Source organism: Acidovorax sp. Root217 (genome assembly GCF_001428645.1).
Lineage (GTDB): Bacteria > Pseudomonadota > Gammaproteobacteria > Burkholderiales > Burkholderiaceae_C > Acidovorax.
The window spans coordinates 78,645-103,044 of sequence record NZ_LMIH01000023.1; the positions used below are offsets into that span (position 1 = coordinate 78,645).

Sequence of the window (24,400 nt, forward strand, 5' to 3'; positions counted from 1 at the left end):
GGTTAGTTGCTTATTCTCTATGAATAGCAATGGTAAACCAGCATCGATCTTGCGTGCATCGAGGCTCCAATCAACCGATAGCCACGCGGGTGCTGCGCCTTGCGCTGCAAAGCCCGGCGCCCTACTCTGGAGCTTCAATGAACCACCGCCTTCGAATCCCCCTGCTTCTTGCCGTGCTTGCCACCACGTTGACAGCGGCACATGCCCAAACCGCCACTGCCGCCAAAGACCCTTGGCCCGAGCAGAGCGTGCGCCTGGTCGTACCCTTCCCGCCTGGTGGCGGCACCGACGCGGTGGCCCGCGCCCTGGGGCAGAAGCTCGGTGCCCGCCTGGGCACGCCCGTGGTGGTGGACAACAAGCCTGGCGCCTCCACCATCATCGGCACCGAGGCCGTGGTGCGTGCCAAGCCCGATGGCTACACCCTGCTGGTCTCGGGCTCCACCAGCTACTCGGTGAACCCTGCGCTGCGCAGCAAGCTGCCCTATGACCCTGCGACGGACCTGATCCCCGTGGCCACCGTGGCCCGCGCGCCGCTGGTGATGGTGGTCAGCGCCAGTGCGCCCTACAAGGACCTCAACGCCCTGATCGCAGCCGCCAAGGCCGCGCCCAAGACCATTCACTACGCCACCTTCGGCTCCGGCTCGGGCCCGCACCTGGCGGGCGCGCTGCTGGAGCAGGCCGCTGGCATCCAGTTGCAGGACGTGCCCTACCGCGGCAGCAGCCAGTCGCTGATGGCGCTGATCGGCGGTGAAATCCAACTCGGCATCGACACCGTGACCGCCGCTGCCCCGCAGATCCGCGCGGGCAAGCTGCGTGCCCTGGCGATTGCGGGCAAGAGCCGCTCCAGCATGCTGCCCGGCGTGCCCACGGTGGCCGAACTCCAGCTGCCCGACGCGGCGTTCGACGCCTGGTACGCCATCGCCGCGCCGGCACGCACGCCGCTGCCCATCATCCGCCGGCTGGTGACCGAGGTCGAGGCCGTCACGCGCGACCCCGCCATACAGGAGCAGATGCGCGCCCAGGGCATGGAGCCCGTGCACCTGGGGCCCGTGGCCACGCGTGCCGTTATCGACGACGAGATCGGGCGCTACCGCGCCCTGGCCCACCGCGCCAAGATCATTGTGGAGTGACGAAGACATGACTACGACCATGAACCGGGACCAACTGCTGACCAGCGTCCACCGCTACTTCGATGCGGGCCAGTTCGAGGCCGACCTGCGCCGCCGCGTGGGTTGGCGCACCGAGAGCGACACCGGCCAACCCGGCGCCCCCGCCCTGCGCCAGTACCTGACCGACGAGATCGTGCCCGGCCTCGAACCGCTGGGCTTTGCCTGCGAGGTGCTGGACAACCCCGACGCACGCGGTGGCCCGGTGCTGCTGGCGCGCCGCGTGGAATCGCCCGACCTGCCCACGGTGCTCACCTACGGCCATGGCGACGTGGTCAACGGGCAGGACGCCAACTGGCGCGAAGGCCTGTCGCCCTGGGAGCTCACGATCGAAGGGGACCGCTGGTACGGCCGCGGCACGGCCGACAACAAGGGCCAGCACACGGTGGTGCTCGCGGCCCTGGCACAGACCATCGCCGCCCGCCAGGGGCGCCTGGGCTACAACGTGACCCTGCTCATGGAGATGGGCGAGGAGGCCGGCTCACCGGGCCTGGCGGCCTTCTGCCAGCAGCAGCGCGAGGCCCTCAGGGCCGATCTCTTCATCGCCAGCGACGGCCCGCGCGTGAACGCGGCGCGGCCCACGCTGTTCCTGGGCTCGCGCGGCGCCATCAATTTCTCGCTCAAGATGAGCAGCCGGCCCAAGGCCTACCACTCGGGCAACTGGGGCGGCGTGCTGTCCAACCCTGCGACGGTGCTGGCCCATGCCGTGGCCAGCATGGTGGATGCCCGTGGCCGCATGCTCGTACCCGGCCTGCTGCCCCCACCCCTGCCCGAGAAGCTGCGCACCGCCCTCAAGGACGTGGTGATTGGCGGCGGCGCCGACGATCCGGCCCTGACGCCGGGCTGGGGCGAGCCGGGCCTCACACCGGGCGAGCAATTGGTCGGCTGGAACACGCTGGAGGTGCTGGCGCTGGGTGCGGGCTTGCCCGCACGGCCCGTCAATGCGATCCCCTCCAGCGCCGTGGCGCACTGCCAGCTGCGCTTCGTGGTGGGCACGGACTGGAAAAACGTCAAGGACATCGTGCGCGCCCACCTGGACGCACACGGCTTTGCCGACGTGGAGATCGAACTCGGGATGCAGTGCGGCGCCACGCGCCTGGACCTGCACAACCCCTGGGTGGACTGGGCGTTGGCGTCCATGCATCACAGCGCGGGCGAGGCCGCCACCTTGCTGCCCAACCTGGCGGGCTCCCTGCCCAACGACATCTTTGCCGACGACCTGGGACTGCCCACGCTGTGGGTGCCCCACTCGTACCCGGCCTGTGCCCAGCATGCGCCCAATGAGCACCTGCTGGCCAGCGTGGCCCGCGAAGGCCTGGCCGTGATGGCGGGCCTGTTCTGGGACCTGGGCGAGCCCGGTGGCGTGCCCTGGAAGGAAGGCGCGCTGAGCACGATCACCAGCGCCTGAAAGTGGCGCGGTCCGGCCAGTGCCCCCGCGCAAGGGCCGCTCCGCCGCGCTGGGGGCGTCCCCCTGGGGGGATGGCGCGAAGCGACTCAGGGGGGCTTCACAATGCCGGGTCGCGCAACTCCAGGCGAATGGCGTCGATGGCCTTGAGCAGCTCGGGCGACAGCTCCGTGCCCCAGGCGTTCAGGTCTTCTTCGAGCTGCACCACCGAGGTCACGCCGATGATGGTGCTGGCCACCTGCCACTTGGTGTAGCAGAACGCCAGCGCCAGCTGCGTGGGCGTGAGGCCGTTTTCGCGCGCCAGCGCGTTGTAGCGGCGCGCGGCCACCAGCGACTCGGGTCGGCCCCAGCGCTGCTTGCGCACCGACTCGTAAGACGAGATGCGGGCGCCTTTGGGGGCATCGGGGCCGGTGGTGCCGCTCTCGTCGTACTTGCCCGTGAGCAGGCCGAAGGCCAGGGGCGAGTAGGCCAGCAGCGACACGTTCAGGCGGTGGCAGGTCTCGTCCAGCGCGTTTTCCCAGGTGCGGTTGACCAGGCAGTAGGGGTTCTGCACCGTGGCCACGCGCGGCAGGCCATGCTGCTCGGCCAGGCGCACGAACTCATGCACACCGTAGGGCGTCTCGTTCGAGAGGCCGACATAGCGCACCTTGCCGGCCTTGACCAGGCCCGCCAGCGCTTCCAGCTGCTCGTGGATGGGCGTCTGTGAGGTTTCCTTGGCCGGGTCGTAGTACATGGTGCCGAAAGCCGGCACATGGCGCTCAGGCCAGTGGATCTGGTACAGGTCGATCACCTCGGTCTGCAGGCGGCGCAGGCTACCTTCGCAGGATGCGACGATGTCTTGAGGCGTCAGGCCCTTGCCTTCGCGCACCCAGGGCATGCCGCGCGAGGGGCCAGCCACCTTGGTGGCCACCACCAGCTTCTCACGCGCGCCCGGGTTCTTCGCGAACCAGTTGCCGATGATGGTCTCGGTGGCGCCGAAGGTCTCGGCCTTGGCGGGCACCGCGTACATCTCGGCGGTGTCGATGAAGTTCACGCCCCGGGCCAGCGAACGGGCGAGGATGTCGTGGGAATCGGATTCGTTGACCTGTTCACCAAAGGTCATGGTGCCCAGGCAAATGGGGGTGACGTGCAGATCGCTCTGACCGAGCTGGATGGTTTTCATGCGGACTCCGTTGGCAAGCCGCGCAGTTTACGGGTTGCCGGGAAAGTCTGCAGGCCAGGGCCTGACCACCGGCCTCCGCCCTTACCCCGACAGACCCCAGACGCTGCGCAGCAGCTGCAGCGTGGCCACGATGGCCGGGTCGTGCTCGGCTGCGCGCGGGTAGATGAAGCTCAAGAGCGCCCCCACCCGGGCATGCGGCCAGATCACCACCTCGCCGCGCTCGCTGGCGGGCAGCGCCACGTCCTCGCGCAGCAGCGACAGGCCCACGCCCGCGCGCACCAGGCTTTGCGGCAAAGAGACCTCGTCGGACTCGATCACCTGGTGCGGCGTGAGCCCCTGGCGCGCGAACATGTCGCGCATCAGCGTCTGCACATGGTGCAGCGGCGGCGCACCGATCCAGGGCATGGCCGCGATGTCGCGCCAGCCCGCATGCAGCACCTGCGGCGCTTGGCTGGCCGGCCCGGCAATGCGGTAGTGGATGGTCTGCAGCGCCAGTCCCATCACTTCGCGCGGGATGTTGGGGCCGATGTAGAAGGCACCCTGCAGCAGCCCCGCCGCGACCTGCTCGCGCAGTTCTTCGGCCGGGCCATTGCGCGTGCGTATTTCCAGCAACGGCAAGGTGCGCACCAGCGCGCCGAGCAGCGAGCCCAGGCGCAGGGTGTCGGGGTCGGCCACCGTGCCCAGGGTCAGCGAGCCGGTGACCTCGCCCTGCAGGTCACGCGCCTTGCCCAGCAGGTGCCCGGCGGCCGTGAGCACGTTCTCGGCATCGGACAGCAAGGCCTCGCCGGCCCGCGTGAGGCTGATGCGGCCGGGGCGCCGGTCGAACAAGGCCACGCCCAGTTCCTCCTCCAGCGCCTTGATCTGGGCGGTGATGGCCGGCTGGGTCAGGTGCAGGGCTTCGGCGGTGCGTGTCACGTGGCCGAGCTTGGCCGCCGTGACGAAGGCACGCAGTTGGTAGATCTCCATGCCGGTCAGGCCACGGAGAAGCAGAAGAAGAAAAGTTCACGCATCGGGCTGCATTGTGGCGTGGTCACACCTTCTTACTGGTCCAGAAAGCGCACCTGCGTGGGCTCGATGCCCAGGCGTACCTCCGAGCCGGGCGCGAACATGGCCAGCCCGGCATAGTGCGGCTGGTCGGTGACCATGGCCACGTCGCCCACGCGCACCCGGTAGCGCGAGAACTCGCCCAGGAACTCGGCGCTCTCCACCAGCCCGTTGAGCCACAGGCGCGAGGCATCCACCTGCTCGTCACGCACACGGATGCTCACCTGGTGCGGGCGGAAAGCCAGGGCTGCCGCGCCCACGGCAGGCGGGTCGGCCGGCCGGGGCAGCGTGAGGTTTCCGAGGCCCTCCACGCGGAACACCAGCGTCTCGCCGCCCACCGACACCACCTGCCCCTCGAGCAGGTTGGCCGTGCCCACGAAGCCCGCCACGAAGCGGTTGATGGGAAAGTCGTACAGCCCCGTGGCGGCCCCCACCTGCTGCAGGATGCCCTTGTCCAGCACGGCCATGCGGTCGGCCGTGGTCATGGCCTCCTCCTGGTCGTGGGTGACGAAGATCGTGGTCAGCCCGAGCTTGCGCTGCAGGTTCTTGAGTTCCTCGCGCATCTGCACGCGCAACTGCTTGTCCAGGTTGGACAGGGGTTCGTCGAGCAGCAGCAGCTTGGGCTCGATCACCACGGTGCGCGCCAGCGCCACGCGCTGCTGCTGCCCACCCGAGAGCTGCCCGGGCCGGCGCTGCGCGTAGTCACCCAGGCCCACCAACTCCAGCACCGCACCCACCTTGCGGCGGATGGCATCCTTGGTCTCGCGCCGCTCCACCAGGCCAAAGGCCACGTTGTCCCACACCGTCATGTGCGGCCACAGCGCGTAGTTCTGGAACACCATGCCCACGTTGCGCGCATGCGGCGGCGTGCCGGTGATGTCCTGCCCGTCCACCAACAGCTCGCCGCGCTGGTGCTGGTTGAAGCCCGCGATCAGGCGCAGCAGGGTGGACTTGCCCGACCCCGAGGGACCCAGCAGCGCGAAGAACTCACCGGGTTCGATGCGCAGGTTGACGTCGCGCAACACCTCGGTGCTGCCATAGCTCAGGCTGATGTGCCGAGCTTCGAGAGAGACTTTGTTCATGTGCATGGAATGTTCACCCCTGTTTGGCCTGCACCGTGGTGCGCGAACGCTCCACGAAGCGGTGCGAGAAATATGTACCCAGCCCCACCACCACCACGGCCAGCACACCCAGCGCCGCGCCCGGGCCGCGGCCCGAGATGCTCTGCATGTACAGGTAGATGCCGTAGCTCATGGGTGCCTGGCTTTGCGCCGACGAGAGCAAAATGGTGGCCGACAGCTCCACCGCCGCCGTGATGAAGCTGGTGACGAAGCCTGCGAGGATGCCGCCCATCATCAGCGGCACCATGATGCGGCGGATGGTGGACAGGCGCGATGCCCCCAGGCTCTGCGCCGCCTCTTCCAGCGACACATGCACCTGTTGCAGCGCCGCCATGCACGAGCGCAGCGCATACGGCAGGCGCCGCACGGCATAGGCCAGCATGATCAGCACCCAGGTGGTGACCACCGGCGTGTCGGTGAACGGCAGGTTCACGCCCTTGAACATGCGCAGGTAGCCAATGGCCAGCACCAGCCCCGGGATGGCCAGCGCGGCCGACGCCAGGTAGTCAAGCCAGCGGCGGGCCGGCAGCTGCGTGCGCAGGATTAGGTAGGCGATCGAGGTGCCGATCACCACGTCCAGCCCGGCCGCGATGAAGCAGTAGAGCAGCGTGTTGCCTATCATCTGCTTGGAGTCGGTGAACACCGTGGCGTAGTGCTCCAGCGTGTAAGAGTCGGGCAGCACCGAGAAGCTCCACACCTTGGAGAACGACATCAGCAAAATGCCGATGTGCGGCGCCAGCGTGACCAGCAGGATGAGCCCTATCCAGCCATAGGCCAGCACCGACTCCCACGCCGACAGCCGCCTGCGCTGCAGCGAGCTACCGCCCTTTTGCAGGGTGGCGTAATCCTTGCCCCTCATCACGCGCGCGGCCATCCACAGCGCGAGGATCGAGAAGGCGATCATGATCACGCTGATCACATAGCCCAGCGGGTCATCGATGCCTACCGACGTGATGCGCAGGTAGGCCTGGGGCGCGAGCATGTTGGTCACGCCCATGACCAGCGGCGTGCCCAGATCGTCGAACACCTTCACGAAGACCAGCGCCGCACCGGCCAGGTAGCCCGGCATGGCCAGCGGGAATATCACGCGGCGGAACAGCCGCCAGCCGCGCGCCCCCAGGTTCAGGGCCGACTCCTCCATGGCCCCGTCGATGTTGCGCATCGATGCCACCAGGTTCAGCAGGATGAACGGAAAGTAGTGGATGCTCTCGACGAAGGTGACCCCCACCAAGCCGTCCATGATGGGAATGGTGAAGCCGAAATACTCATTGAGCAGCAGATTGAGGGAACCATTGCGCCCGAAGATCAGCTGCAGCGCCACCGCGCCGACGAAGGGCGGCATGATCAGCGGCAGCACGCCCAACGTCTGGATCAGCAAAGCCCCGCGAAACTCGAAGCGCACCGTGAGGTAGGCCAGTGGCACCGCGATCAGGCTGGCAAAGAACACGCTCGCCAGCGATACCACGAGGCTGTTGAAGAATGACTCGCGGAACACCGATTGCTCGAAGAAATTGGCGAAATGCCCAATGGTGAGCGCACCCGTTTCGTTGATGAATGCGGTGTAGACCACCAGGCCCACCGGTATCAGCAGGAACAGCAGGAGGAAAGCCAGGATCAGCCCGAAGGCGACCCAGGGCCCCACACCCGTGAGGGCGTGCAGCAGACGGCGCGGGCGGACCGCACCGGGCCCGGCGGCGCCGGGTTCGGAATAGACAGCAGACATGGTGGTGGCTTCCCGGCGCCCCTGCAGGGCGCCCAGTTGAAGGAGAGAGGGTGGAGGCCCTTACTTGGCCATGCCTTGCGCTTGCTGCGCCAAGCCCCGCGCGCGCTCGTAGTTCTCGCGCGCCTTGGTGGCCCACAGCTGCTCCAGGCCCGTGAGCTGCTTGGAGACCTCGACATCGCGCCGGTTCTTGCGGAACAGCGCCAGGAACTCATCGTTCTTCACGTTGCTTTCGCCCACCAGTGCGGTGTAGGCCAGGCTGCGCGCCTGCTGCAAGAGCTCGGTGCCCTTGGCGTTGGGCTTGGCCTTCAAGGCCTTGTCTGCATCGTGGATGGCGCGGGTCGCGGCCTGCAGTTCCTTCAGGCGAAAGGTCACCATCTGGTCGAACAGGCTGGTGACCACCTGGTAGCGGTTCTCGGACAGGTCTGCGTCGAACTGCACCTTGGCGCGCTGCGCCACGTCCTGCGGCACCGGGTAGCCCGCAGGCGCCTTGAGGCTGCTGTAGGGCAGGATGGGCAGGCGGCTGATCTTGGGATCGAACAGCAACTGCTGGCCCTCGGTGGACATGCTGAAGGCCATGAACTTTTTGGCTTCGTCAGTGTTCTTGCCCCCTGCGATCAGCGCGATGTTGGCCGGCACCACGGCGGTCATGGCCGGGTAGACGAAGTCCACCGGAAAGCCCGAGTACTTGCCCGCCAGGCCGAAGAAGTCGATCACGATGCCGATACCGTACTGGCCGTTGTTCACGCCATCGGGCACGGCAAAGCTGCGGTCGGTGACGGCTGCGGCATTGCCCATCATGGCCAGCAGCTGCGACCAGCCCTTGTCCCAACCCTCGCCCTGCAAGATGGTCTCCACCGTGAGCTGGGTGGTGCCCGAACGGGATGGCGAGGAGATCGCCACATGGCCGAAATATTCAGGGCGCGTGAGGTCGGCCCACTCCTTGGGCGCCGGCAGCTTGTTGGCCTGCAGGTAGCGGGTGTTCCACATGATGCCGTAGCCCGCCAGCGCCTGGCCGTAGTACAGGCCCTGCGGGTCGTTGAGCGGGTAGTTGCCGATCTTGGCCGGTGCGGCAGGGTTTTTCGTGTCCGGCGCGGCCTGCAGCAGCTTGTTGCGTGCCAGCACCTCGAAGGCGTCGGGTGCCGACGCCCACATGATGTCGGGCCGCTGGCCCTCGGGCAGCTCACGCACGTAGGCGATCGCCGCCGTGGTGTTCTTGTTCAGGATCTCTATCTTGATCCCCGGATTCTTCGCCTCGAAGGCCTTCTGGTAGGCCGTGGTGAGTTCCTTGGGAAAGGAGGTGAGTACGGTCACGGTGCCCGCCTGTGCGCACTGCACGAACAGACCGGCGGCCAGGGCCCCGGCACAAAGAATGCGCTGCATGCTTGTCTCCTTGATGTTCTAGTGGCCCCAATGTAGGCGGGCTCAGCGACGGCGGCCAATCATTGTTTCTGATGCGGCACATCAGTCACAAGACCTGTCGGGTTATCACCTAGAACATCGAGACCTCGCGCGCTCAGCGCTCCATCAATCCATTCGAGGGCAGAGTCTCGTCGAGCAGCTTGCGCGCCGTCTCCACCCCCGCCACGGGCAGGCCCTTGGGATCGAGCAGCCCCACCTGCACCAGCACGCTGGCCTGGTCCCAGTAGATGTGCTCGTGAAAGAGCTTGTCGCCGCGGAACTTCACCACCGCCAGCAGCGGTATCTCAACGCGCCGGCCCGTGGGCGCCACGCCGGGCAGCATCCACGGGATCTCGGTGGTGTGGGTGAAGCAAAACAGCATCTCATCGACCACCTGCGTGGCGCCCACCGTGCGCGAGATGGGGGTCAGGCTGGTGTCGGGCGGGTTGCTGTTGACGAAGTGGCGCGTGTAGAAGTCGTGCAGGTGGCGGTAGCCCACGCCGCCCGTCATGGTGGGGATGTGGTTCACATAGGGCTCGGCCACCATGGTGGACATGGTGGCGTCCACGTCGCGCGTGGCGAATTCGTACTCGCAGTGCTTGTCCCACAGAGCCGACAGGTCGTAGTGCGGGCCCATCTCGCGCCGCAGCGCGGCCACGCTGCGCTGGTGCGCCATCAGCGCCGAAGGTTTGTGGAAATGGTCGCCCCCCGCGCGCGCAAACGCATGGTCGGTGCCGGGGTAGACGTACAGCTCCACGCTCTCGCGGCCCGAGAGGGCCTGCACGATGGCCTCGCGCGCAGGGGGCGGGCAAAAGCCATCGAGCTCGGCGATGTGCAGCACCAGGCGGCACTGGATGTCCGCCGCATCGGTCAGCGCGGCCTCGATGCCCACGCCGTAGTACCCGACGGCCACGTCGGCATCGGTGCGGCAGGCGGCCAGGTAGGCCAGCTTGCCACCCAGGCAAAAGCCCAGCACGCCCACCTTGCCGCCGTGCGCGCGGACCTCGGGGCGCGCACGCAGCGCCGAGATGGCCGTCTGAAGGTCCTGCACGCCCTTGGCCTCGTCAAAGCCCTGGTAGAACCCGAAGGCGCGCGGCATGTCGCTGGCGGCGTCCAGCTCCACGGCAGGCTCCTGGCGCCAGAACAGGTCGGGCACCAGCACCACATAGCCTTCCTCGGCGTAGTAGTCGGCCACATCGCGCATGGTGGCGTTCACGCCGAAGATCTCCTGCGCGAGCACCAGCCCAGGGCCGCTGCCGCTGGCGGGGGTGGCAAGGTAGGCGCGAAAGCTGCCGCTGCCGTCTGCAGCGTCGAGCGTAGTCCATTGTCCTGGCATGGTAGGGTTCCTTATGGTCTTGGGTTCGTGGGAGTTTCAGGAAGCGGTAGCACCGGGCACGGCCTGCGACGCACCAGCCGCAGGGGATGCGCCGGCATGCCGCGCCAGCAGTTGCCGCGTGACCACAGCATAGTCCGCCGGGTCCACCGGCCCCAGCCACTGCTTGAAGCGGGTGAGCACGCCCAGGGGCAAACCCATGTCCTGCAGCAACTCGTCGATGTTGTGCACCGAGAACGGGATGATGTTGGTGCCCTTGGAATGCTTGCCGTCGGTGCGCTCCTCCATCCAGGCCAGGCGCCGGTCGATCTGCGCGTTCATCTGGTCTGGGGGTGGCAGCTGCAGCCCGCCGCGCAGGTGGTTGGCCAGCCATAGCGCACCGATCTCGCAGTTGAGCTGGCTGAAGAACGAGGAGTTGTAGCCGTTGAACGCCAGGCGCGGCATGCCCACGGGCAAAATGGAGCGGTACAGCCGGAAGTTGCCGCGCGCATCGGTCACGCGCTGCAGCACGCTGCTGTCCAGAAACGGCACCTGCTGGTGCCAGCCCGTGCCGCAGACCACGAGGTCGGCGGGCACCGTCTCGCCAGTGCTCAGCACGGCCTGGCCGGGCTGCAGCGTACGGATGCTCACGCCCTTGCGCACACCCAATTCGCCGGCAGCCACCTTCTCGTAGAAGCCGTCGGTCACCAGGCTCACGGTGCTGCGGGCGATGGTTTCGAGCGGCGTTCCCGGGTGCAGGCCGATCTCGCGCAATTTGAGCTGGCGCGTGACCACCGACTCCACGCTGCCCAGCATGGAGTTGCGCACCGGCAAGCCCGGGCCGTGCAGGAATTTCTCGAACCCCTTGGGCTCGATGTACTTGAACAGCGCCTCGCCCATGCGCGTGAGCAGCAGGAACTTGAAGTTCAGCACGTTCATGAACTTCTTCGGGATCTTCCAGATCAGTTGGCGCGCGAGCACCGTGGTGCTGGCGCTGTCGGCCGCGATGGCATTGGCCACGTCGCACGACGATTTGCCGTAGCCCACCACCAGCACATGCTTGCCGCGCGCCTCGTTCGCGTCGTTGAACTGGCTGGTATGGCACACGCGCCCGCCAGCAGCCACGAATGCATCCGCGCCCGGGTACTGCGGCACGGCCGGCTCGCTGAAGATGCCGTTGCACACCACCAGGTAGTCGAAGCGGTGCACCTCGGCCGGCAAGGCGCCGCCCTGGCCGGTTGCTGCTCGGCGCGCCTTCAGGGTCCACACGCCGGCCTCTTCGTCCAGCACGGCGCTCTCCACCGTGGTGGACATGCGCAGGTGCGGCACCAGTCCGAAGTGCTCGGCATACGACTGCAGGTAGGCCTGCACCTGCTGGCCCGAAGGCCACTCGGGGTAGCTGGCCGGCATCGGAAAATCCGACAGCGCATAGGTAGTGCGCGGGTTCTGCGTGGTCAGGCCCGGGTAGCGGCGCGAAGCAGCCCAGACGCCGCCCACGTCGGGCTCCTTCTCGAACACCGTCACCTCGAAGCCGAAGGCGCGCAGCACCTTGGCGGTGGAAAGGCCGGCAAAGCCGGCACCGATGATGCCTACGGTTCTGGTCATGGTGGCGCTCCTTCAGGACATGAGTTTGGGAATGGCGGGCTCGTGCGACTCGGGCCCCATGGCGGAGTAGCCGCCGTCGCATGCATAGTCGGCACCGGTCACGAAGCTGGCCAGGTCCGAGCACAGGAAGAGCACCACATTGGCCACCTCGGCCGGGTCGCCGACTCGGCGCAGCAGGTGGAAGGGCGCGGCCACGCGGTCGGTCTTGGCGCGGTCGCCGCCGGTGAGCTGGTCCATGATGGCCGACCAGGTCCAGCCGGGCGAGACGCTGTTCACGCGCACGCCCTCGGCCGCCAGGTCCATGGCCATGCTGCGCGTGAGCTGCACCATGGCCGCCTTGCCCACCGGGTACAGCCAGCGCCCAGTCTGCGCCACGCCCGAGGAGATGCTGGTGAAGTTGACCACCGCCCCACCCCCGGCCTGTTGGAAATGCGGGCGCACGGCCTTGAGCACCATCACCGCACTGACCAGGTTGACGTTGAGCGAGGCCAGCCAGTCCTCGCGCGGCGAGGCGATGCCATCGTCCAGGTACGAGCAGGCCAGGTTCACCAAGTAGTTCACCCCGCCGTGGCGTTCTGCGGCCAGGGCCACACAAGCGGCCACCTGGGCGTCATCAGTGATGTCGGTACGGCTGAACAGCACCCCGACCCCCAGCTCGTCCGCCAGCGCCTGCCCGGCCTCGGCGTTGATGTCGGCCACCACCACCCGCACCCCAGCCTGGTGCAGGGCACGCACCACCCCGGCGCCGATGAGGGTGGCGCCCCCGGTCACGATCGCGCTCTTGCCGCGCATGCTGTCGAATCCCTGGACCATGCTGACTCCTGTGTTGTCCGAAACATGTTGCAGTGCATCAGCGGTAACACGCCGTCACATCCGCCCTGTGCACCCGGGTGCTAACGCTCTTGCGCAGCACCCGGGGCCTGCACAAGAATAGAAAGGCAGCCCGCGCATCCGCATCCCGAAAGCGCAGGGCGTATCCCGCAAACGCATGTTTTCGCGCCCCCTGCCGTGGCGTGTTTCGTGCTTGCCCAAGAACCAACACCCCACCGGCCGAACCGCATGCACACCGCCCAGCAGAGCAGCACCGCGCACCCGCTACCGCTGGAGCGCTTTCGCCTGTTCGACAGCCACGACCTGGACGAGGCGCGCGAGTTCGTTGGCCGCGTGTTCTGCCCGCACGAGCTGGCGACCCTGCACCGGGGCGCGCAGCTCGATGCCTGCCACCACAGCGTGCCCCTGCACCGCGATGCCAGCCTGAACTACGTGCAGTACGGCCCGGCCGTGCGCATCGAGCCGGGCCACCTGGGCGGCTTCTACCTGCTGCAGATACCGCTGCGCGGTGGCGCCACGGTGCGTTGCGGCGGCCAGGCGGTGGAATCGCATGCGCTCATGGCCTCGCTGCCCTCGCCCACCGAGCCGCTGTCCATGCGCTGGCACGAAGACAGCCCGCAGTTCATCGTCAAGATCGACCGCGCGGCCTTGCATACCCGCCTGTCGGCCCTGCTGCAGGCACCGGTGCAGCAGCCACTGGTGTTCGACCTAGGGGTGGACCTGGCCCAGCCCGCGCTCATGGGCATGGCCAGCTTCATTGCCTACCTGCGCTCGGCGGTGGAGACCAACGCCTTCCTGCTGGGCCACCCGGTGCTGGCCGAGCAGGCCGAAAACCATTTGCTCACCAGTCTGCTGCTGTCCACGCAGCACAACTATTCACAGGCCCTGGGCGCCGGCACGGCCATGCCGGGCAGCGCACCCGTGGTGCTGCCGCGCGTGGTCAAGCGCGCGCAGGAGTTCATGCACAGCCGGCTGGAGCTGCCCATCACCCTGGCCGAGGTGTGCGCGCATGTGGGCATTAGCGCCCGGTCGCTGCAGCAGACCTTTGCACAGTGCACAGGCAAGAGCCCCATGGCCTTCCTGCGCGAGTTGCGGCTCGATGCGGCGCGCGCGGCACTGCAACAGCCCTCCCTGGCAGAGCGTGCGCCGCAGGTCTCGGACATCGCGGCGCGCTACGGCTTCTTTCACCTGGGCCACTTTGCCGAGGGCTACCGCAGGCGCTTTGGCGAGACCCCGTCGGACACCCGCCAGCGCAACGGCCAGCCCCACTGAATCCGGCTCACCCCGGCTGCGCCACGAAGGCATCGGCAAAGAACGCCATGGGCCGCATGCCCGCCAGCGCGGCGAAGTCGTGCCGGGCAGCATCCACCATGGCCGGGGCACCACAGGCATACACCTCGTGCTGCGACAGGTCCGCATGGTCCTGCAGCACGGCCTGGTGCACCCAGCCGGTGCGGCCGGCCCAGGCATCGGCCTCGGGCGCATCCGACAGCACGGGCACATAGCTCAGGCGGCCCTGCAGGGCCTGCTCCCACTCCAGGCACAGGCCGTGCAGGTACAGATCGGCCCGCGCACGGCCGCCCCAGTAGAGGTGCACGCGGCGTTCGCTGCCGGCTGCAAGCAATTGCTCCACCAGCGCTTTCACGGGCGCGAAGCCGGTCCCGCTGGCCAGCAGGATGGCCGGCGCCTGCGATGCGCCATCGTGCATGCCGAAGGTTCCGAACGGTCCCTCGATGCGCAGCACGTCACGCACCTTGAGCTTGCCGAACACCTGGTCGGTGAACAGGCCGCCCGGCAGGTGGCGGATATGCAGTTCCAGCAGCTCCTGCCCGTCACGGGCCGGCGTGGCCAGCGAGTAGCTGCGCCGGCGGTTGCCAGGCAGCAGCACGTCCACATACTGCCCGGCGGCATAGTGCAGGCGCTGGCCTGCCGGGGGCTGCAGCTGCACGCGCATGACATCGGGCGCCAGGCGCTCCATGGCCACCACGCGCACCGGCAGCTTGCGCACGGCGATGCCGGGGATGTGGGGAATCTCGGCGCATTCGATGCGCAGGTCGCTTTTCGCCTGCGTGCAGCACAGCAGGTATACGCCCTGCCCGGCTTCGTCCGGCGCCAGGGCAGCAGGCTGCGCGCCGGGCAGGCACGCCGCCTTGCCACCGACCACCCGGGCACGGCAGGCGCCGCAGGTGCCGGTCTTGCACTGGTGGGGCAGCAAGATGCCCTGGCGCAGGGCGGCATCGAGCACGCTTTCGCCCGCCTGGCTGGTGAAGGCCTTGCCCGAAGGTAACAGGGTGATGGCATGCACAGGCACTTCGGCCACGGCTGCGCCGACCTCTTCGATCATCTGCATGGGAAACCCTTGGTGGCTTAGACGGTGAGGTAGCGCGACCACAAGCTGCGGTCGGCATTGAGCGCGGCGGAATCGCCCTGCCAGACCACGCGCCCGCGTTCCAGGATCACATGGCGGTCGGCCAGTCCCACCAGGCGGTGCACGTACTTGTCGACCACCAGAATGGTCTGCCCGGCGGCCTTGAGCGTGGCCAGGCAGCGCCAGATCTCCTCGCGGATGACCGGGGCCAGGCCCTCGGTGGCCTCGTCCAGGATGATCAGGCGCGGGTTGGTCGACAGCGCCCGGCCGATGGCCAGCATCTGCTGCTCGCCACCCGAGAGCTGGTTGCCCAGGTGGTTCTGGCGCTCCTTGAGGCGCGGGAACACCCCATAGATGCGCTCCATATCCCAGGCATCGCGCAGGCCGTTGCGGTGGTCGGCAAAGGCCAGCAGGTGCTCGCGCACCGTGAGGTTGGGGAACACGTGGCGCCCCTCGGGCACGATGGCCAGGCCCAGGCGGGCGATGGCGTCGCTTTTCATCGCCCCGGTAGCCTGCCCCGCAAAGCGGATGCCGCCGGCCGTGGGGCGCAAGGCCCCTACCAGGGTCTTGATGGTGGTGCTCTTGCCCATGCCGTTACGGCCGAGCAGGGACACCACCTCGCCTGCAGCGATGGCGAGGTCGATGCCGAAGAGCACCTGGCTCACGCCGTAGCCGGCCTCCAGGCCCTGGCAGCTCAGCAATGGCTCGGGCGCACTCATGGGGTCGTCTCCAGGGTTTCGGTGCCCAGTGATTCAGTACCAAGGTAAACGGCCTGCACCTCGGCGTTGTTGCGGATCTCGTCGGGCGTTCCGGCGGTGAGCACCCGGCCATAGACCAGCACCGAGATGCGGTCGGCCAGGCGGAACACGGCCTCCATGTCGTGCTCGATCAGCAGCACCGCCATGTCCTTGCGCAGGGTTTCGATGAGCTGCACCATCTGCAGCGATTCGTCCGGCCCCATGCCGGCCATGGGCTCGTCCAGCAGCAGCAGCTTGGGGGCCGAGGCCAGCGCCAGCGCCACATCGAGCGTGCGCTGTGCGCCATGCGGCAATGCACCCGCCACCTCGCCCATGCTGGCCTGCAGCCCCACGCGCTCGGCCAGGCGGTCGGCGGCCTCGTACAGACCATGGGCCTGCGAACGCGGCTGCATGAAGCGAAAGCTCGACCCGCTGTGCGCCTGCACGGCCAGCAACAGGTTGTCGCGCACGCTCTGCTGCGGGAAGATGCGCGTGACCTGGAAGCAGCGCGACAACCCCTTGGCCACGCGGCGGTGCATGGGCAGCGCGGTGATGTCGGCACCGTCGAGCAGCACCCGGCCCGCGTCGGGCGCCAGCAGGCCCGAGATCTGGTTGACCAGCGTGGTCTTGCCCGCGCCGTTGGGTCCGATGAGGGCATGCACCTCGCCATGCGCCACCGACAGGTCTACATGGTCGGTGGCCAGCAGGCCGCCAAAACGCTTGACCAGGCCCTGCACTTGAAAGAGGCTCATCTCAGGCTCCTTGCGCGCAGGTCCGCCAGCGCGGCCAGGCCCTTGGGCGCATACAGCGCGGTGGCGATCAACAGCACGCCCAGCGGCATGTGCCAGTAGTCGGTGTGCAGCTTGAGCACCTCTTCGAGCGCCAGCCACACGGCGGCGCCCAGCGGCCCGCCCCAGCGCCGGCCCAGGCCGCCGATGACGATCATCACGATCAGCGTGGCCGACTGCGTCCAGTGCATCATCGACGGACTCACGAAGCTGTTGCCCGTGGCAAGCAGCGCACCCGCCAGGCCGGCGATGGCACCGGCCAGCGTGAAGGCCGCCAGCTGCAGCAGGTACACCGGGTAGCCCAGGGCGCGCATGCGGGTTTCGTTGTCGCGAATGCCCGCCAGCGCCGCACCGAAGCGCGAGGCCGTGGCCCGGTCCAGCCACCACAGCACCAGCGCCACCAAGGCCAGCACCACCCAGTACAGCGTGGGCTCGTGCATCACATCGAGGCCCAGGCCCAGCGCCGGCCGCATGGGTAGCGTGTAGCCGTCGTCGCCGCCATAGCTGCGCAGCGAGACGAACACGAAGTACAGCATCTGCGCGAAGGCCAGCGTGATCATGATGAAGTACACGCCCTTGGTGCGCAGCGAGATGGCGCCCACCAGCGCCGCCACCAGCGCGGCAGCAGCCATGGCAGAGCCCCAGACGACCCAGGCCGAGGTGGCGCCCGCATCGCTGATCACCACCACCGCATAGGCGCCCACGCCGGCGAAGCCCGCATGCCCCAGCGCCACCATGCCGCCAAAGCCCATGATGAAATTCAGGCTGGCGGCGGCCAGCGCCACCACCAGCACCCGGCGCACGAAGCCGATGTAGAAATCCAGGCCCAGGGCCGATGCCACCAGCGGGAACAGCGCCAGCGCCACCAGCAAGGCCAGCGGCAGCAGTGCACCGCGCCAGAGTGGCGTTGCAGCGCCCGCAGGCAGCGAAGAAGTCAGGGAAGCGGACATGCTCAGGCCTTGGCAGAAAACAACCCAGCAGGGCGAAAACTCAGCACCGCCGCCATCAAGGCGTACATGGCCACCTCGGCGCACAGCGGGCCCAGGTCGGCGGCCACGGCGGGTGGCAGGGTGGCACGCAGCAAGAGCGGCAAGAAGGCGCGGCCGATGGTGTCCACCAGCCCCACCAGCAGCGCAGCCACGAAGGCCCCACGCACCGAGCCGATGCCGCCGATGACGATGACCACCAGCGCCGGGATCAGGATGGCCTCGCCCATGCCCACCTGCACGGCCATCAGCGGGCCCATGAGGGCCCCCGCCAGGGCCGCCAGCGCCGCGCCCAGCACGAAGATGCCGCTGAACACGCGTTTGACGCGCACGCCCATGAGCTCGGCCATCCACCGGTCCGACGCCCCCGCACGCACCAGCATGCCCACGCGGCTGTGGTTGACCAGCAGGTACAACAGGCCTGCCACCAGCACCCCGGCCGCCAGCACCACCAGCCGGTACGAGGGGTAAGGCAGCCCGGCGAACAGCTCCACCGGGCCCGAGAGCGCAGCAGGCGTGGGCGCCATCACGGGCGATGGGCCCCAGATCATCTTGACCGCATCGTCGGCCACCAGGATCACGCCGAAGGTGGCCAGCACCTGGGCCAGGTGGTCACGCCCATACAGGCGGCGCATCAGCGTCACCTCCAGCAGCACCGCCACCAGCACCGTGGCGGCAATCGCCACCAGCACCGCCCCCGCGAACGAACCGCTGTGCACATGCACGGTGGCCGCCACGTAGGCGCCCACCATGAACAGCGAGCCGTGCGAGAGGTTCATCACGTCCATGATCCCGAAGACCAGGGTCAGGCCCGCTGCGATCAGGAAGAGCATGAGCCCATAGCCGGCTCCGTTGAGCAACTGCTCGATGACGAGGATCGGATTCATGGCGTGAAGGGGCTGCGCAGGGGCAATCGTGGCAAGGTCACTTCAGCGGGCACTGGGCGGAGAAAGCGTCGCCGTAGTTCTCCAGCACCGTCTTGATGGTCTTGTTGGTCACGCGGCCTTCGGCGTTCTTGCCGATGGTGCGCAGGTAGAAGTTCTGCACCGGGTAGTGGTTGTTGGCATAGCGGAAGCTGCCGCGCACCGAGGGGAACTGCGCCTTGGCCAGGGCCTTGACCAGGGCCTCGCGGTCGGCCACCTTGCCGCCCACGGCCTTGACGGCCGAGTCCATGGCGCTGATCACGTCGAAGGCCTGCGCAGCGTAGATCGACGGGTAGCGCCCGCCGTATTCCTTGCGGAAGGCGGCCACGAAGGCCTTGTTGGCCGCGTTGTCCAGGTCATGCGCCCAGTGCGAGGTGTTGAACAGGCCCAGCATGGGCTCGCCCACCGCGCCGATGATGTCCTCGTCGGCTGAGAAGCCGCTGGTCACCAGCATGATGTCCTTGGACAGCCCCGCACCCACGAACTGCTTGATGAAGTTGATGCCCATGGCACCGGGCAAAAAGAAGTACACCGCCTCGGGCTTGGCGGCGCGCAGTTGCGCCAGCTCCGTTGCATAGTCGATCTGGCCGACCTTGGTGTACATCTCGTCGGCCACCGTGCCCTTGAACTTGCGCTTGAAGCCCGTGAGCCCGTCCTTGCCGGCAGGGTAGTTGGGAGCGATCAGCACCATGCGGCCAAAGCCGCGGTCGGCCGCGAACTGGCCCGCGGCCTCGTGGTACTGGTCGTTCTGGTAGGCGGTGCCGAAGAAGTAGGCATTGCACTGCGCACCGGCCAACTGGCTCGGGCCGGCGTTGTTCGACAGGTAGGGCACCTTGGCCGCGAACAGCGTGGGTGCCACGGCCAGCGCGACATTGGAGGCGATGGGGCCGGTGAACAGGTCGATCTTCTCGCGCTGCACGAAGCGGTCCACCAGCTGCTTGGCCTGGTCGGGGCTACCGGCCATGTCGGTCTGCACGAACTCCACCGGCTGGCCACCGAGCTTGCCGCCCAGTTTCTTGATGGCCAGGTTGAAGCCGTCGCGCGCATCGGCGCCGGGGCCGGCGAACGGGCCCGAGATGTCGAGCGCCATGCCGACCTTGATGGGGCCCTGCTGCGCCGTTGCTGTGAAGCTTGCGCAGGCCGCCAAAGTGGCCAGTGCGGCCAGAGCGACTACTTCGAGCCGGTTGCGAAGCGAGGTGCGGGAGAGTTGTGCCATCTTCAATCCTTATCCATCAACAAAAGGAAAACCAAAAAACCGGGAGCGCTGCGGATGCGGGTGTCAAAGCCCCACTTCGACACGCCCTGCCACCACGCGCACCGGGAATGTGCGCACCGCTTCGGTGACCGGTGCCCTGCAAGGCGCCCCCGTGCGGATGTCGAAGGTGCCCTGATGCAAGGGGCATTCCACACAGCCGTCTTCCACCCAGCCATCCGACAATTTGGCGGCGCCATGGGTGCACAGGTCGTACAGGGCAAAGAGCCCTTCCCCGTCGCGGAACACCGCCACGGGCAGGCCATCCACCACCACGGGCCATACGGCACCGTCGGGAAAATCCTCGGGTTCGCCCACGTCGTGCCACGCGGCTATGCCATCGGCGAGCGCTGCGCTCCGATCAGGTGCGTTTTCGGTGCTTGTTTGCATGGCAGGGCCTCAGATGGGGGTGGCGAGCAAGGTGGCCACGCGCGAGGTGTCGTAGACCACGCGCTTGCTGCGGTAGCGCCACTCGCCCTGGTGCTGCACCACCTCGTCAAGGTAGGTGCCGGCCTGGTAGACGCTGGACTCGCCGGCCGTGCCGGTGATCACCACCACGTAGCTCGACTGGGTGTGCACCACGCCGTCCTTCACCGCCGTGATCACCAGCCCCGAGGTGCCGTGGCGGTAGACGTGGTCCTCGAAGATGTTGGCATTGCGCAGCGAAAGCACGCGGTCGCGCAGCATGCCGGCGTTGCGGCAGTACATGATGGGCGCGGGAAAGCCTGCGTCGAAGTTCTCCTTGGGAATGATCTCGTAGCGGCCCTCTTCGACGAAAAATCCCGGCCACTCTTCAAGGCGGTTGTTGTCCAGCGCGCTCACGTAGCGGTGCTGCAGCTCCAAGAGCTCGGTCCACAGCTGCAGGCGCTCCTGGCGGCTGATCTCGATGGGGGCGGTAGGGGTGGTCATCGTGGTCATGGCGTGCGGTCCTTCAGTAACCCATCAGTCCCTGGTAGCCCACCCAGAAGCGGCGGATCAGGTTCTCGGTGATCACGGTGTCCATCTGCTCGGGCGCCTCGCGCGCCATGGCGATGTAGGAGTGCTTGTCGCCGTCGCGCACCGTGCCGCGCTGCACCAGCTCGGTGGCCTCGGTGTCTTCCATCGAGATGTAGCCCGCGGGCCCCACCAGGTTGGCCTGCAGCATGCGCAGTTCGCGCAGCTCGGGCGTGTCGTCGGCGTAGCCGAAGAAATGGAACACCAGCTCGAAGTTGCCCGGCCCCTTGGGCAGCAGCTGGCGCGCCACCAGCGTGTTGTGGATCTGCTGCACCACCAGTTGCGGAAAGATGGGCTGGATGTGGTTGGTGGTCATCTCGTCGAACTCCTGGATCTGGCCGAGCAGTGCAGGCTCTTCAAGTTCGAAGCCTTCGTCCATGGAGCGGATGTTCTGCGCGCTGTAGGCGGCGGCGGTGTCCGTCTCCACCTCAGGCTTGGTCACGGTAATGATGCTGTGCAGGCCATGGTTCGCATCGGGGATGGAGCGCGCCTTCATCCCCACGCGGAAGATGTTGAAGGTGGTGTGGAACAGGTGCAGCAGGCTGGCGTGGTAGGGGTCCTTGACGTTCTCGAAGTACAGCTTCCAGTTCGACTTGGAATACTGGCGCGTGCAGCCCAAGTACTCGATGGGCTTGTGGAAGATGCGGTCGATCCACGGGCGCATCTGCTCGCCCAGGTATTCAGGCAGCGGCGGCGTGTCCTCGCTGAAGGTGGCGAACAGCAGGCCCTTGTAGCTGTCCACGCGCAGCTTCTGCAGGCCGTGCTCTTCGGTCTTGAAATCCTTGGGCATGCCGACCATGCCCTTCTGGCCGCGGCGAAACGGCACACCCTGCAGGTCGCCGTTGGCCGCAAAGCTCCACTGGTGGTACACGCAGGTGTGGCTGGCGGCGTTGCCGCGCTTTTCACGGCACACCATGGCGCCCCTGTGGGCGCAGCGGTTGACCCAGCAGGCCAGCCCCTCGGCCGTGCGCGTGACCACCACGGGGGTATCACCGACGAAGGTGGACTTGAAATCGCCCACGTTCGGAATCTCGGCCTCCAGCCCCAGAAAGCTCCACACCGGCCCGCGGAAGATGCGCTCCTGCTCGCGCTCGTACACCTCCTGCGAGCTGAACACCCGGTAGGGCACGCTGGAGCCATCGGACTGCGGGAAGAATACCTGCCGCTGCGCCTTGAGCGAAACGGGTGGCGCGACTTCGACGACGGGGATTTCAGACATGGACGAGACCTCTTCGATTGGTATGCCTCCATGCTAGAAATCAACGCCCTGCCCCGCTATCCACTATCGGCACGCGGCGCTGCGGGCCTGTCCGGTTCTTGCAAATGTGCAGTGGCGCCCGCTCAATTGAAGCTGGTCTGGCTCGGCAGCTCGCCGAAGCGCTCGCGGTAGTAGCTCGAAAAGCGGCCCAGGTGGCCGAAGCCGAACTCCAGCGCCGCATCGGTCACGCAGTGGCCGGGGCGCTCCTGCAGGCGCGCACGCACCGCGTCGAGCCGCATGTTGCGCAGCAGCGCCATGGGTGATTCGCCATGGTGGCGCTGGCACAGCATGTTCAGGCCGCGCACGCTGACACCGGCGGCACGCGCCAGGTCTTCCAGCGCCACGGGCGCGCACAGGCGGCTGCGCATGTAAGCGTCGAGCCGGTCGAGCCGGCGCACATCGCCATGCGCGCCTGGCAAGGGGTTGCCGGCACCCGCGTCCAGCAAGGGCACCATGGGCGCCGCAGGCACCGGCACGCTCTGCGCGCAGGAGGCCAGGAACAGCGCCACGTTGCTCTCCATGTGGTCCACCCAGCGCGCATGCGCGGTGCTCTCCACCGCCTGCTGGCTCACGTGCAGCAACGATTGCATGAGAAAGTGCCACTGCTGGCCCTGCCCTGCGCTCAGCGGCAGCAGCGGGTGAACAAAGGTCGAATCACCCACCAGCGACTCGGGCGCCCAGGCGCGCAGCAACTGGCACGGCACCTTGAGGATGAGCTGGCGCGCGCCCTGCTGCCAGCGCATGTGCAGGTTGTGGCGCGGCGCGATCAGCGCGGCGGCGCCGGCAGGCAGGCGGATGGGCACGCCGTCGGACACCATCTCGGCCGTGCCCGAAAGCGACAGGTGCACCAGTACGAAGTCGTCGAAGGGGCGCGGGCGAATCTCCACCTCCGCACCGTATTGCAGCATGAACAGCTGCAGCTGGCGCACCCGCACCTTGGACAGCGAGGTGGCCACCGGCCCGCCGCACCATTTCAGCCCATGGTCCGAGAACTCGCGCGCCACCAGGTCATGGGAGTCCACCCGCAGGTCCGACGTGAACAGCGGGCGCTGCTGCAGCGCCGACAGATCCAGGGACAGGGCAGACATGGGAACCATCAGGCAGGACCTCGGCGTGGGTGGGGGCGCAGCACGCATCGGAGCGCACCGCTTTGATTTGCGTCAACCTCAGCAATTTCCATACCCATGGCTCGGCAGGCGCCAATGCGACAACCCCGCAGCCACCACCGCCAGGCTGCCGACGTACCATAGCAGCAACGCCTGTTCACCCTTTCACATCGCTCGTCCATGTATTCCACCGTCCGCACCTCGCGCAGCGAGTTCGTCCCCATCCGCACCCTGAACTACCACGTCCGCCACTGGGGCGAGGCATCGAGCGACAAGGTCAGGCCCCCGCTGGTTCTGGTGCACGGCTGGATGGACGTGGGCGCCTCCTACCAGTTCGTTGTGGATGCGTTCTCGGCCGCGTTCGCCGATGGCCGGCACATCATCGCCCCCGACTGGCGCGGCTTCGGCCTGAGCAAAGTGCCCACGCCCTGCGACCACTACACCTTTCCCGACTACCTGGCCGACCTGGACCTGCTGCTCGACCACTACGTGGGCGACCAGCCGGTGGACCTGGTGGGCCACAGCATGGGCGGCAACATCGCCATGATGTATGCGGGCGTGCGGCCCGAGCGCATCCGCCGCCTGGTCAACCTGGAGGGCTTCGGCATGCCCGCCACCAAGCCCGAGCAGGCGCCCAAGCGCTATGCCCAGTGGATCGACGAGATCAAGAAGCTGCAGACGGGCGACATGGCCCTCAAGGCCTACGGGGGCGTGGACGGCGTGGCCCAGCGCCTGATGAAGACCAACCCGCGCCTGTCACAGGACAAGGCCGACTGGCTGGCCCAGCACTGGGCAGAGCCCAATGCACAAGGCCGGTGGGAGATACTGGGCGACCCGGCGCACAAGATCACAAGCTCGCAGCTGTACCGGCTCGACGAAGCCCTGGCCCTGTACGAGCGCATCTCCGCGCCGGTGCTGGCTGTGGAGGCCAGCGACGACAGCCTGGGCCAGTGGTGGAAGGGCCGCTACGACTTGGGCGAATACCACCAGCGCCTGACCCACGTGCGCAATTGCCGCACGGCCGTGGTGCAGGACGCCGCCCACATGCTGCACCATGACCAGCCCGAAGCGGTGGCGCGGCTGATCGAAGGGCACCTGTCTTGCTGAGAGGCTGAGCCATCCTGCGGCCCTGTTCTGCGGCCGTTTTCACAAGGGCAAGGGGCATTGCAGGCCTCCCTGCCCATCCATGAGAAAATGGCCGATTCGGGCGATGCTGAACCAC

The 24,400-nt window shown here is 67.6% G+C and carries 22 protein-coding genes; 4 read left to right on the plus strand and 18 right to left on the minus strand.

Features of this window, described 5'->3' with window-relative positions:
* The first annotated feature begins 137 nt into the window (after positions 1-137).
* Together ASE31_RS20275 and ASE31_RS20280 are read left to right on the plus strand one after the other, a co-directional pair.
* The gene (locus tag ASE31_RS20275) at positions 138-1,130 is read left to right on the plus strand and encodes a tripartite tricarboxylate transporter substrate binding protein (RefSeq protein WP_057203610.1); all 993 of its coding nucleotides are present in this window, start codon (positions 138-140) and stop codon (positions 1,128-1,130) included.
* Between the two features lie 19 nt (positions 1,131-1,149).
* On the plus strand, positions 1,150-2,574 hold the full coding sequence (locus ASE31_RS20280; protein WP_057203611.1) for a M20 family metallopeptidase: 1,425 nt from the start codon (positions 1,150-1,152) through the stop codon (positions 2,572-2,574).
* Positions 2,575-2,671: 97 nt separating this feature from the next.
* On the opposite strand, the gene ASE31_RS20285 is transcribed toward ASE31_RS20280, so the two are convergent.
* The 8 genes from ASE31_RS20285 to ASE31_RS20320 form a co-directional block, all read right to left on the minus strand.
* Complete coding sequence (locus tag ASE31_RS20285; RefSeq protein ID WP_057203612.1) at positions 2,672-3,733, minus strand: aldo/keto reductase; 1,062 nt, start codon at positions 3,731-3,733, stop codon at positions 2,672-2,674.
* An 81-nt stretch (positions 3,734-3,814) separates the two neighbouring features.
* On the minus strand, positions 3,815-4,699 hold the full coding sequence (locus tag ASE31_RS20290) for a LysR family transcriptional regulator (protein ID WP_057203613.1): 885 nt from the start codon (positions 4,697-4,699) through the stop codon (positions 3,815-3,817).
* Positions 4,700-4,773: 74 nt separating this feature from the next.
* Positions 4,774-5,859, minus strand: coding sequence for an ABC transporter ATP-binding protein (locus ASE31_RS20295; protein ID WP_057203614.1), 1,086 nt, complete (start codon positions 5,857-5,859; stop codon positions 4,774-4,776).
* A 13-nt stretch (positions 5,860-5,872) separates the two neighbouring features.
* Complete coding sequence (locus ASE31_RS20300) at positions 5,873-7,621, minus strand: iron ABC transporter permease (protein WP_057203615.1); 1,749 nt, start codon at positions 7,619-7,621, stop codon at positions 5,873-5,875.
* A gap of 60 nt (positions 7,622-7,681) precedes the next feature.
* Positions 7,682-9,001 carry an ABC transporter substrate-binding protein gene (locus ASE31_RS20305; RefSeq protein ID WP_057203616.1) on the minus strand — a complete coding sequence of 440 codons (1,320 nt, stop codon included), beginning with the start codon at positions 8,999-9,001 and terminating at the stop codon, positions 7,682-7,684.
* Positions 9,002-9,134: 133 nt separating this feature from the next.
* The gene (locus tag ASE31_RS20310) at positions 9,135-10,355 is read right to left on the minus strand and encodes a dienelactone hydrolase family protein (protein ID WP_057203617.1); all 1,221 of its coding nucleotides are present in this window, start codon (positions 10,353-10,355) and stop codon (positions 9,135-9,137) included.
* Between the two features lie 36 nt (positions 10,356-10,391).
* Entirely contained in the window at positions 10,392-11,936 is a 1,545-nt protein-coding gene (locus ASE31_RS20315) for an NAD(P)/FAD-dependent oxidoreductase (RefSeq protein ID WP_057203618.1), read from the minus strand.
* Positions 11,937-11,948: 12 nt separating this feature from the next.
* On the minus strand, positions 11,949-12,749 hold the full coding sequence (locus ASE31_RS20320) for an SDR family oxidoreductase (protein ID WP_200961145.1): 801 nt from the start codon (positions 12,747-12,749) through the stop codon (positions 11,949-11,951).
* A 246-nt stretch (positions 12,750-12,995) separates the two neighbouring features.
* Here ASE31_RS20320 and ASE31_RS20325 point away from each other — a divergent pair, with 246 nt between their 5' ends.
* The gene (locus tag ASE31_RS20325; RefSeq protein WP_057203619.1) at positions 12,996-14,039 is read left to right on the plus strand and encodes an AraC family transcriptional regulator; all 1,044 of its coding nucleotides are present in this window, start codon (positions 12,996-12,998) and stop codon (positions 14,037-14,039) included.
* A gap of 7 nt (positions 14,040-14,046) precedes the next feature.
* Here the strand turns inward: ASE31_RS20325 and ASE31_RS20330 are convergent, their stop codons facing one another.
* The 10 genes from ASE31_RS20330 to ASE31_RS20375 form a co-directional block, all read right to left on the minus strand.
* Positions 14,047-15,117, minus strand: coding sequence for a CDP-6-deoxy-delta-3,4-glucoseen reductase (locus ASE31_RS20330; RefSeq protein ID WP_235514705.1), 1,071 nt, complete (start codon positions 15,115-15,117; stop codon positions 14,047-14,049).
* 17 nt (positions 15,118-15,134) lie between these two features.
* Complete coding sequence (locus ASE31_RS20335) at positions 15,135-15,854, minus strand: ABC transporter ATP-binding protein (protein WP_057203620.1); 720 nt, start codon at positions 15,852-15,854, stop codon at positions 15,135-15,137.
* Positions 15,851-16,624, minus strand: coding sequence for an ABC transporter ATP-binding protein (locus ASE31_RS20340; RefSeq protein ID WP_057203621.1), 774 nt, complete (start codon positions 16,622-16,624; stop codon positions 15,851-15,853). The genes ASE31_RS20335 and ASE31_RS20340 overlap by 4 nt, the downstream gene beginning before the upstream one ends.
* The gene (locus ASE31_RS20345; RefSeq protein ID WP_082604275.1) at positions 16,621-17,610 is read right to left on the minus strand and encodes a branched-chain amino acid ABC transporter permease; all 990 of its coding nucleotides are present in this window, start codon (positions 17,608-17,610) and stop codon (positions 16,621-16,623) included. The genes ASE31_RS20340 and ASE31_RS20345 overlap by 4 nt, the downstream gene beginning before the upstream one ends.
* Positions 17,611-17,612: 2 nt before the next feature.
* Positions 17,613-18,533: a branched-chain amino acid ABC transporter permease gene (locus tag ASE31_RS20350; RefSeq protein WP_057203622.1), complete on the minus strand. Its 921-nt coding sequence runs from the start codon at positions 18,531-18,533 to the stop codon at positions 17,613-17,615.
* A 37-nt stretch (positions 18,534-18,570) separates the two neighbouring features.
* Positions 18,571-19,785: an ABC transporter substrate-binding protein gene (locus ASE31_RS20355; protein WP_157412596.1), complete on the minus strand. Its 1,215-nt coding sequence runs from the start codon at positions 19,783-19,785 to the stop codon at positions 18,571-18,573.
* 63 nt (positions 19,786-19,848) lie between these two features.
* Positions 19,849-20,211, minus strand: coding sequence for an anthranilate 1,2-dioxygenase ferredoxin subunit AndAb (gene andAb, locus ASE31_RS20360; RefSeq protein ID WP_057203623.1), 363 nt, complete (start codon positions 20,209-20,211; stop codon positions 19,849-19,851).
* Positions 20,212-20,220: 9 nt separating this feature from the next.
* Positions 20,221-20,739, minus strand: a complete 519-nt coding sequence (andAd, locus tag ASE31_RS20365) for an anthranilate 1,2-dioxygenase small subunit AndAd (protein ID WP_057203624.1) — start codon at positions 20,737-20,739, stop codon at positions 20,221-20,223.
* Positions 20,740-20,752: 13 nt separating this feature from the next.
* Positions 20,753-22,033, minus strand: coding sequence for an anthranilate 1,2-dioxygenase large subunit AndAc (andAc, locus tag ASE31_RS20370; RefSeq protein WP_057203625.1), 1,281 nt, complete (start codon positions 22,031-22,033; stop codon positions 20,753-20,755).
* 122 nt (positions 22,034-22,155) lie between these two features.
* Positions 22,156-23,160, minus strand: coding sequence for an AraC family transcriptional regulator (locus tag ASE31_RS20375; RefSeq protein WP_082604276.1), 1,005 nt, complete (start codon positions 23,158-23,160; stop codon positions 22,156-22,158).
* 198 nt (positions 23,161-23,358) lie between these two features.
* On the opposite strand from ASE31_RS20375, the gene ASE31_RS20380 reads away from it, so the two are divergent.
* Complete coding sequence (locus ASE31_RS20380) at positions 23,359-24,285, plus strand: alpha/beta fold hydrolase (RefSeq protein WP_057203627.1); 927 nt, start codon at positions 23,359-23,361, stop codon at positions 24,283-24,285.
* Positions 24,286-24,400 lie beyond the last annotated feature (115 nt).

Bases quoted from the DNA above. Each gene is read 5' to 3' on its own strand.
- ASE31_RS20275 (WP_057203610.1), top strand. From the start codon at position 138: ATGAACCACCGCCTTCGAATCCCCCTGCTTCTTGCCGTGCTTGCCACC.
- ASE31_RS20280 (WP_057203611.1), top strand. From the start codon at position 1,150: ATGAACCGGGACCAACTGCTGACCAGCGTCCACCGCTACTTCGATGCG.
- ASE31_RS20285 (WP_057203612.1), bottom strand. From the start codon at position 3,733: ATGAAAACCATCCAGCTCGGTCAGAGCGATCTGCACGTCACCCCCATT.
- ASE31_RS20290 (WP_057203613.1), bottom strand. From the start codon at position 4,699: ATGGAGATCTACCAACTGCGTGCCTTCGTCACGGCGGCCAAGCTCGGC.
- ASE31_RS20295 (WP_057203614.1), bottom strand. From the start codon at position 5,859: ATGAACAAAGTCTCTCTCGAAGCTCGGCACATCAGCCTGAGCTATGGC.
- ASE31_RS20300 (WP_057203615.1), bottom strand. From the start codon at position 7,621: ATGTCTGCTGTCTATTCCGAACCCGGCGCCGCCGGGCCCGGTGCGGTC.
- ASE31_RS20305 (WP_057203616.1), bottom strand. From the start codon at position 9,001: ATGCAGCGCATTCTTTGTGCCGGGGCCCTGGCCGCCGGTCTGTTCGTG.
- ASE31_RS20310 (WP_057203617.1), bottom strand. From the start codon at position 10,355: ATGCCAGGACAATGGACTACGCTCGACGCTGCAGACGGCAGCGGCAGC.
- ASE31_RS20315 (WP_057203618.1), bottom strand. From the start codon at position 11,936: ATGACCAGAACCGTAGGCATCATCGGTGCCGGCTTTGCCGGCCTTTCC.
- ASE31_RS20320 (WP_200961145.1), bottom strand. From the start codon at position 12,749: ATGGTCCAGGGATTCGACAGCATGCGCGGCAAGAGCGCGATCGTGACC.
- ASE31_RS20325 (WP_057203619.1), top strand. From the start codon at position 12,996: ATGCACACCGCCCAGCAGAGCAGCACCGCGCACCCGCTACCGCTGGAG.
- ASE31_RS20330 (WP_235514705.1), bottom strand. From the start codon at position 15,117: ATGCAGATGATCGAAGAGGTCGGCGCAGCCGTGGCCGAAGTGCCTGTG.
- ASE31_RS20335 (WP_057203620.1), bottom strand. From the start codon at position 15,854: ATGAGTGCGCCCGAGCCATTGCTGAGCTGCCAGGGCCTGGAGGCCGGC.
- ASE31_RS20340 (WP_057203621.1), bottom strand. From the start codon at position 16,624: ATGAGCCTCTTTCAAGTGCAGGGCCTGGTCAAGCGTTTTGGCGGCCTG.
- ASE31_RS20345 (WP_082604275.1), bottom strand. From the start codon at position 17,610: ATGTCCGCTTCCCTGACTTCTTCGCTGCCTGCGGGCGCTGCAACGCCA.
- ASE31_RS20350 (WP_057203622.1), bottom strand. From the start codon at position 18,533: ATGAATCCGATCCTCGTCATCGAGCAGTTGCTCAACGGAGCCGGCTAT.
- ASE31_RS20355 (WP_157412596.1), bottom strand. From the start codon at position 19,785: ATGGCACAACTCTCCCGCACCTCGCTTCGCAACCGGCTCGAAGTAGTC.
- andAb (WP_057203623.1), bottom strand. From the start codon at position 20,211: ATGCAAACAAGCACCGAAAACGCACCTGATCGGAGCGCAGCGCTCGCC.
- andAd (WP_057203624.1), bottom strand. From the start codon at position 20,739: ATGACCACGATGACCACCCCTACCGCCCCCATCGAGATCAGCCGCCAG.
- andAc (WP_057203625.1), bottom strand. From the start codon at position 22,033: ATGTCTGAAATCCCCGTCGTCGAAGTCGCGCCACCCGTTTCGCTCAAG.
- ASE31_RS20375 (WP_082604276.1), bottom strand. From the start codon at position 23,160: ATGTCTGCCCTGTCCCTGGATCTGTCGGCGCTGCAGCAGCGCCCGCTG.
- ASE31_RS20380 (WP_057203627.1), top strand. From the start codon at position 23,359: ATGTATTCCACCGTCCGCACCTCGCGCAGCGAGTTCGTCCCCATCCGC.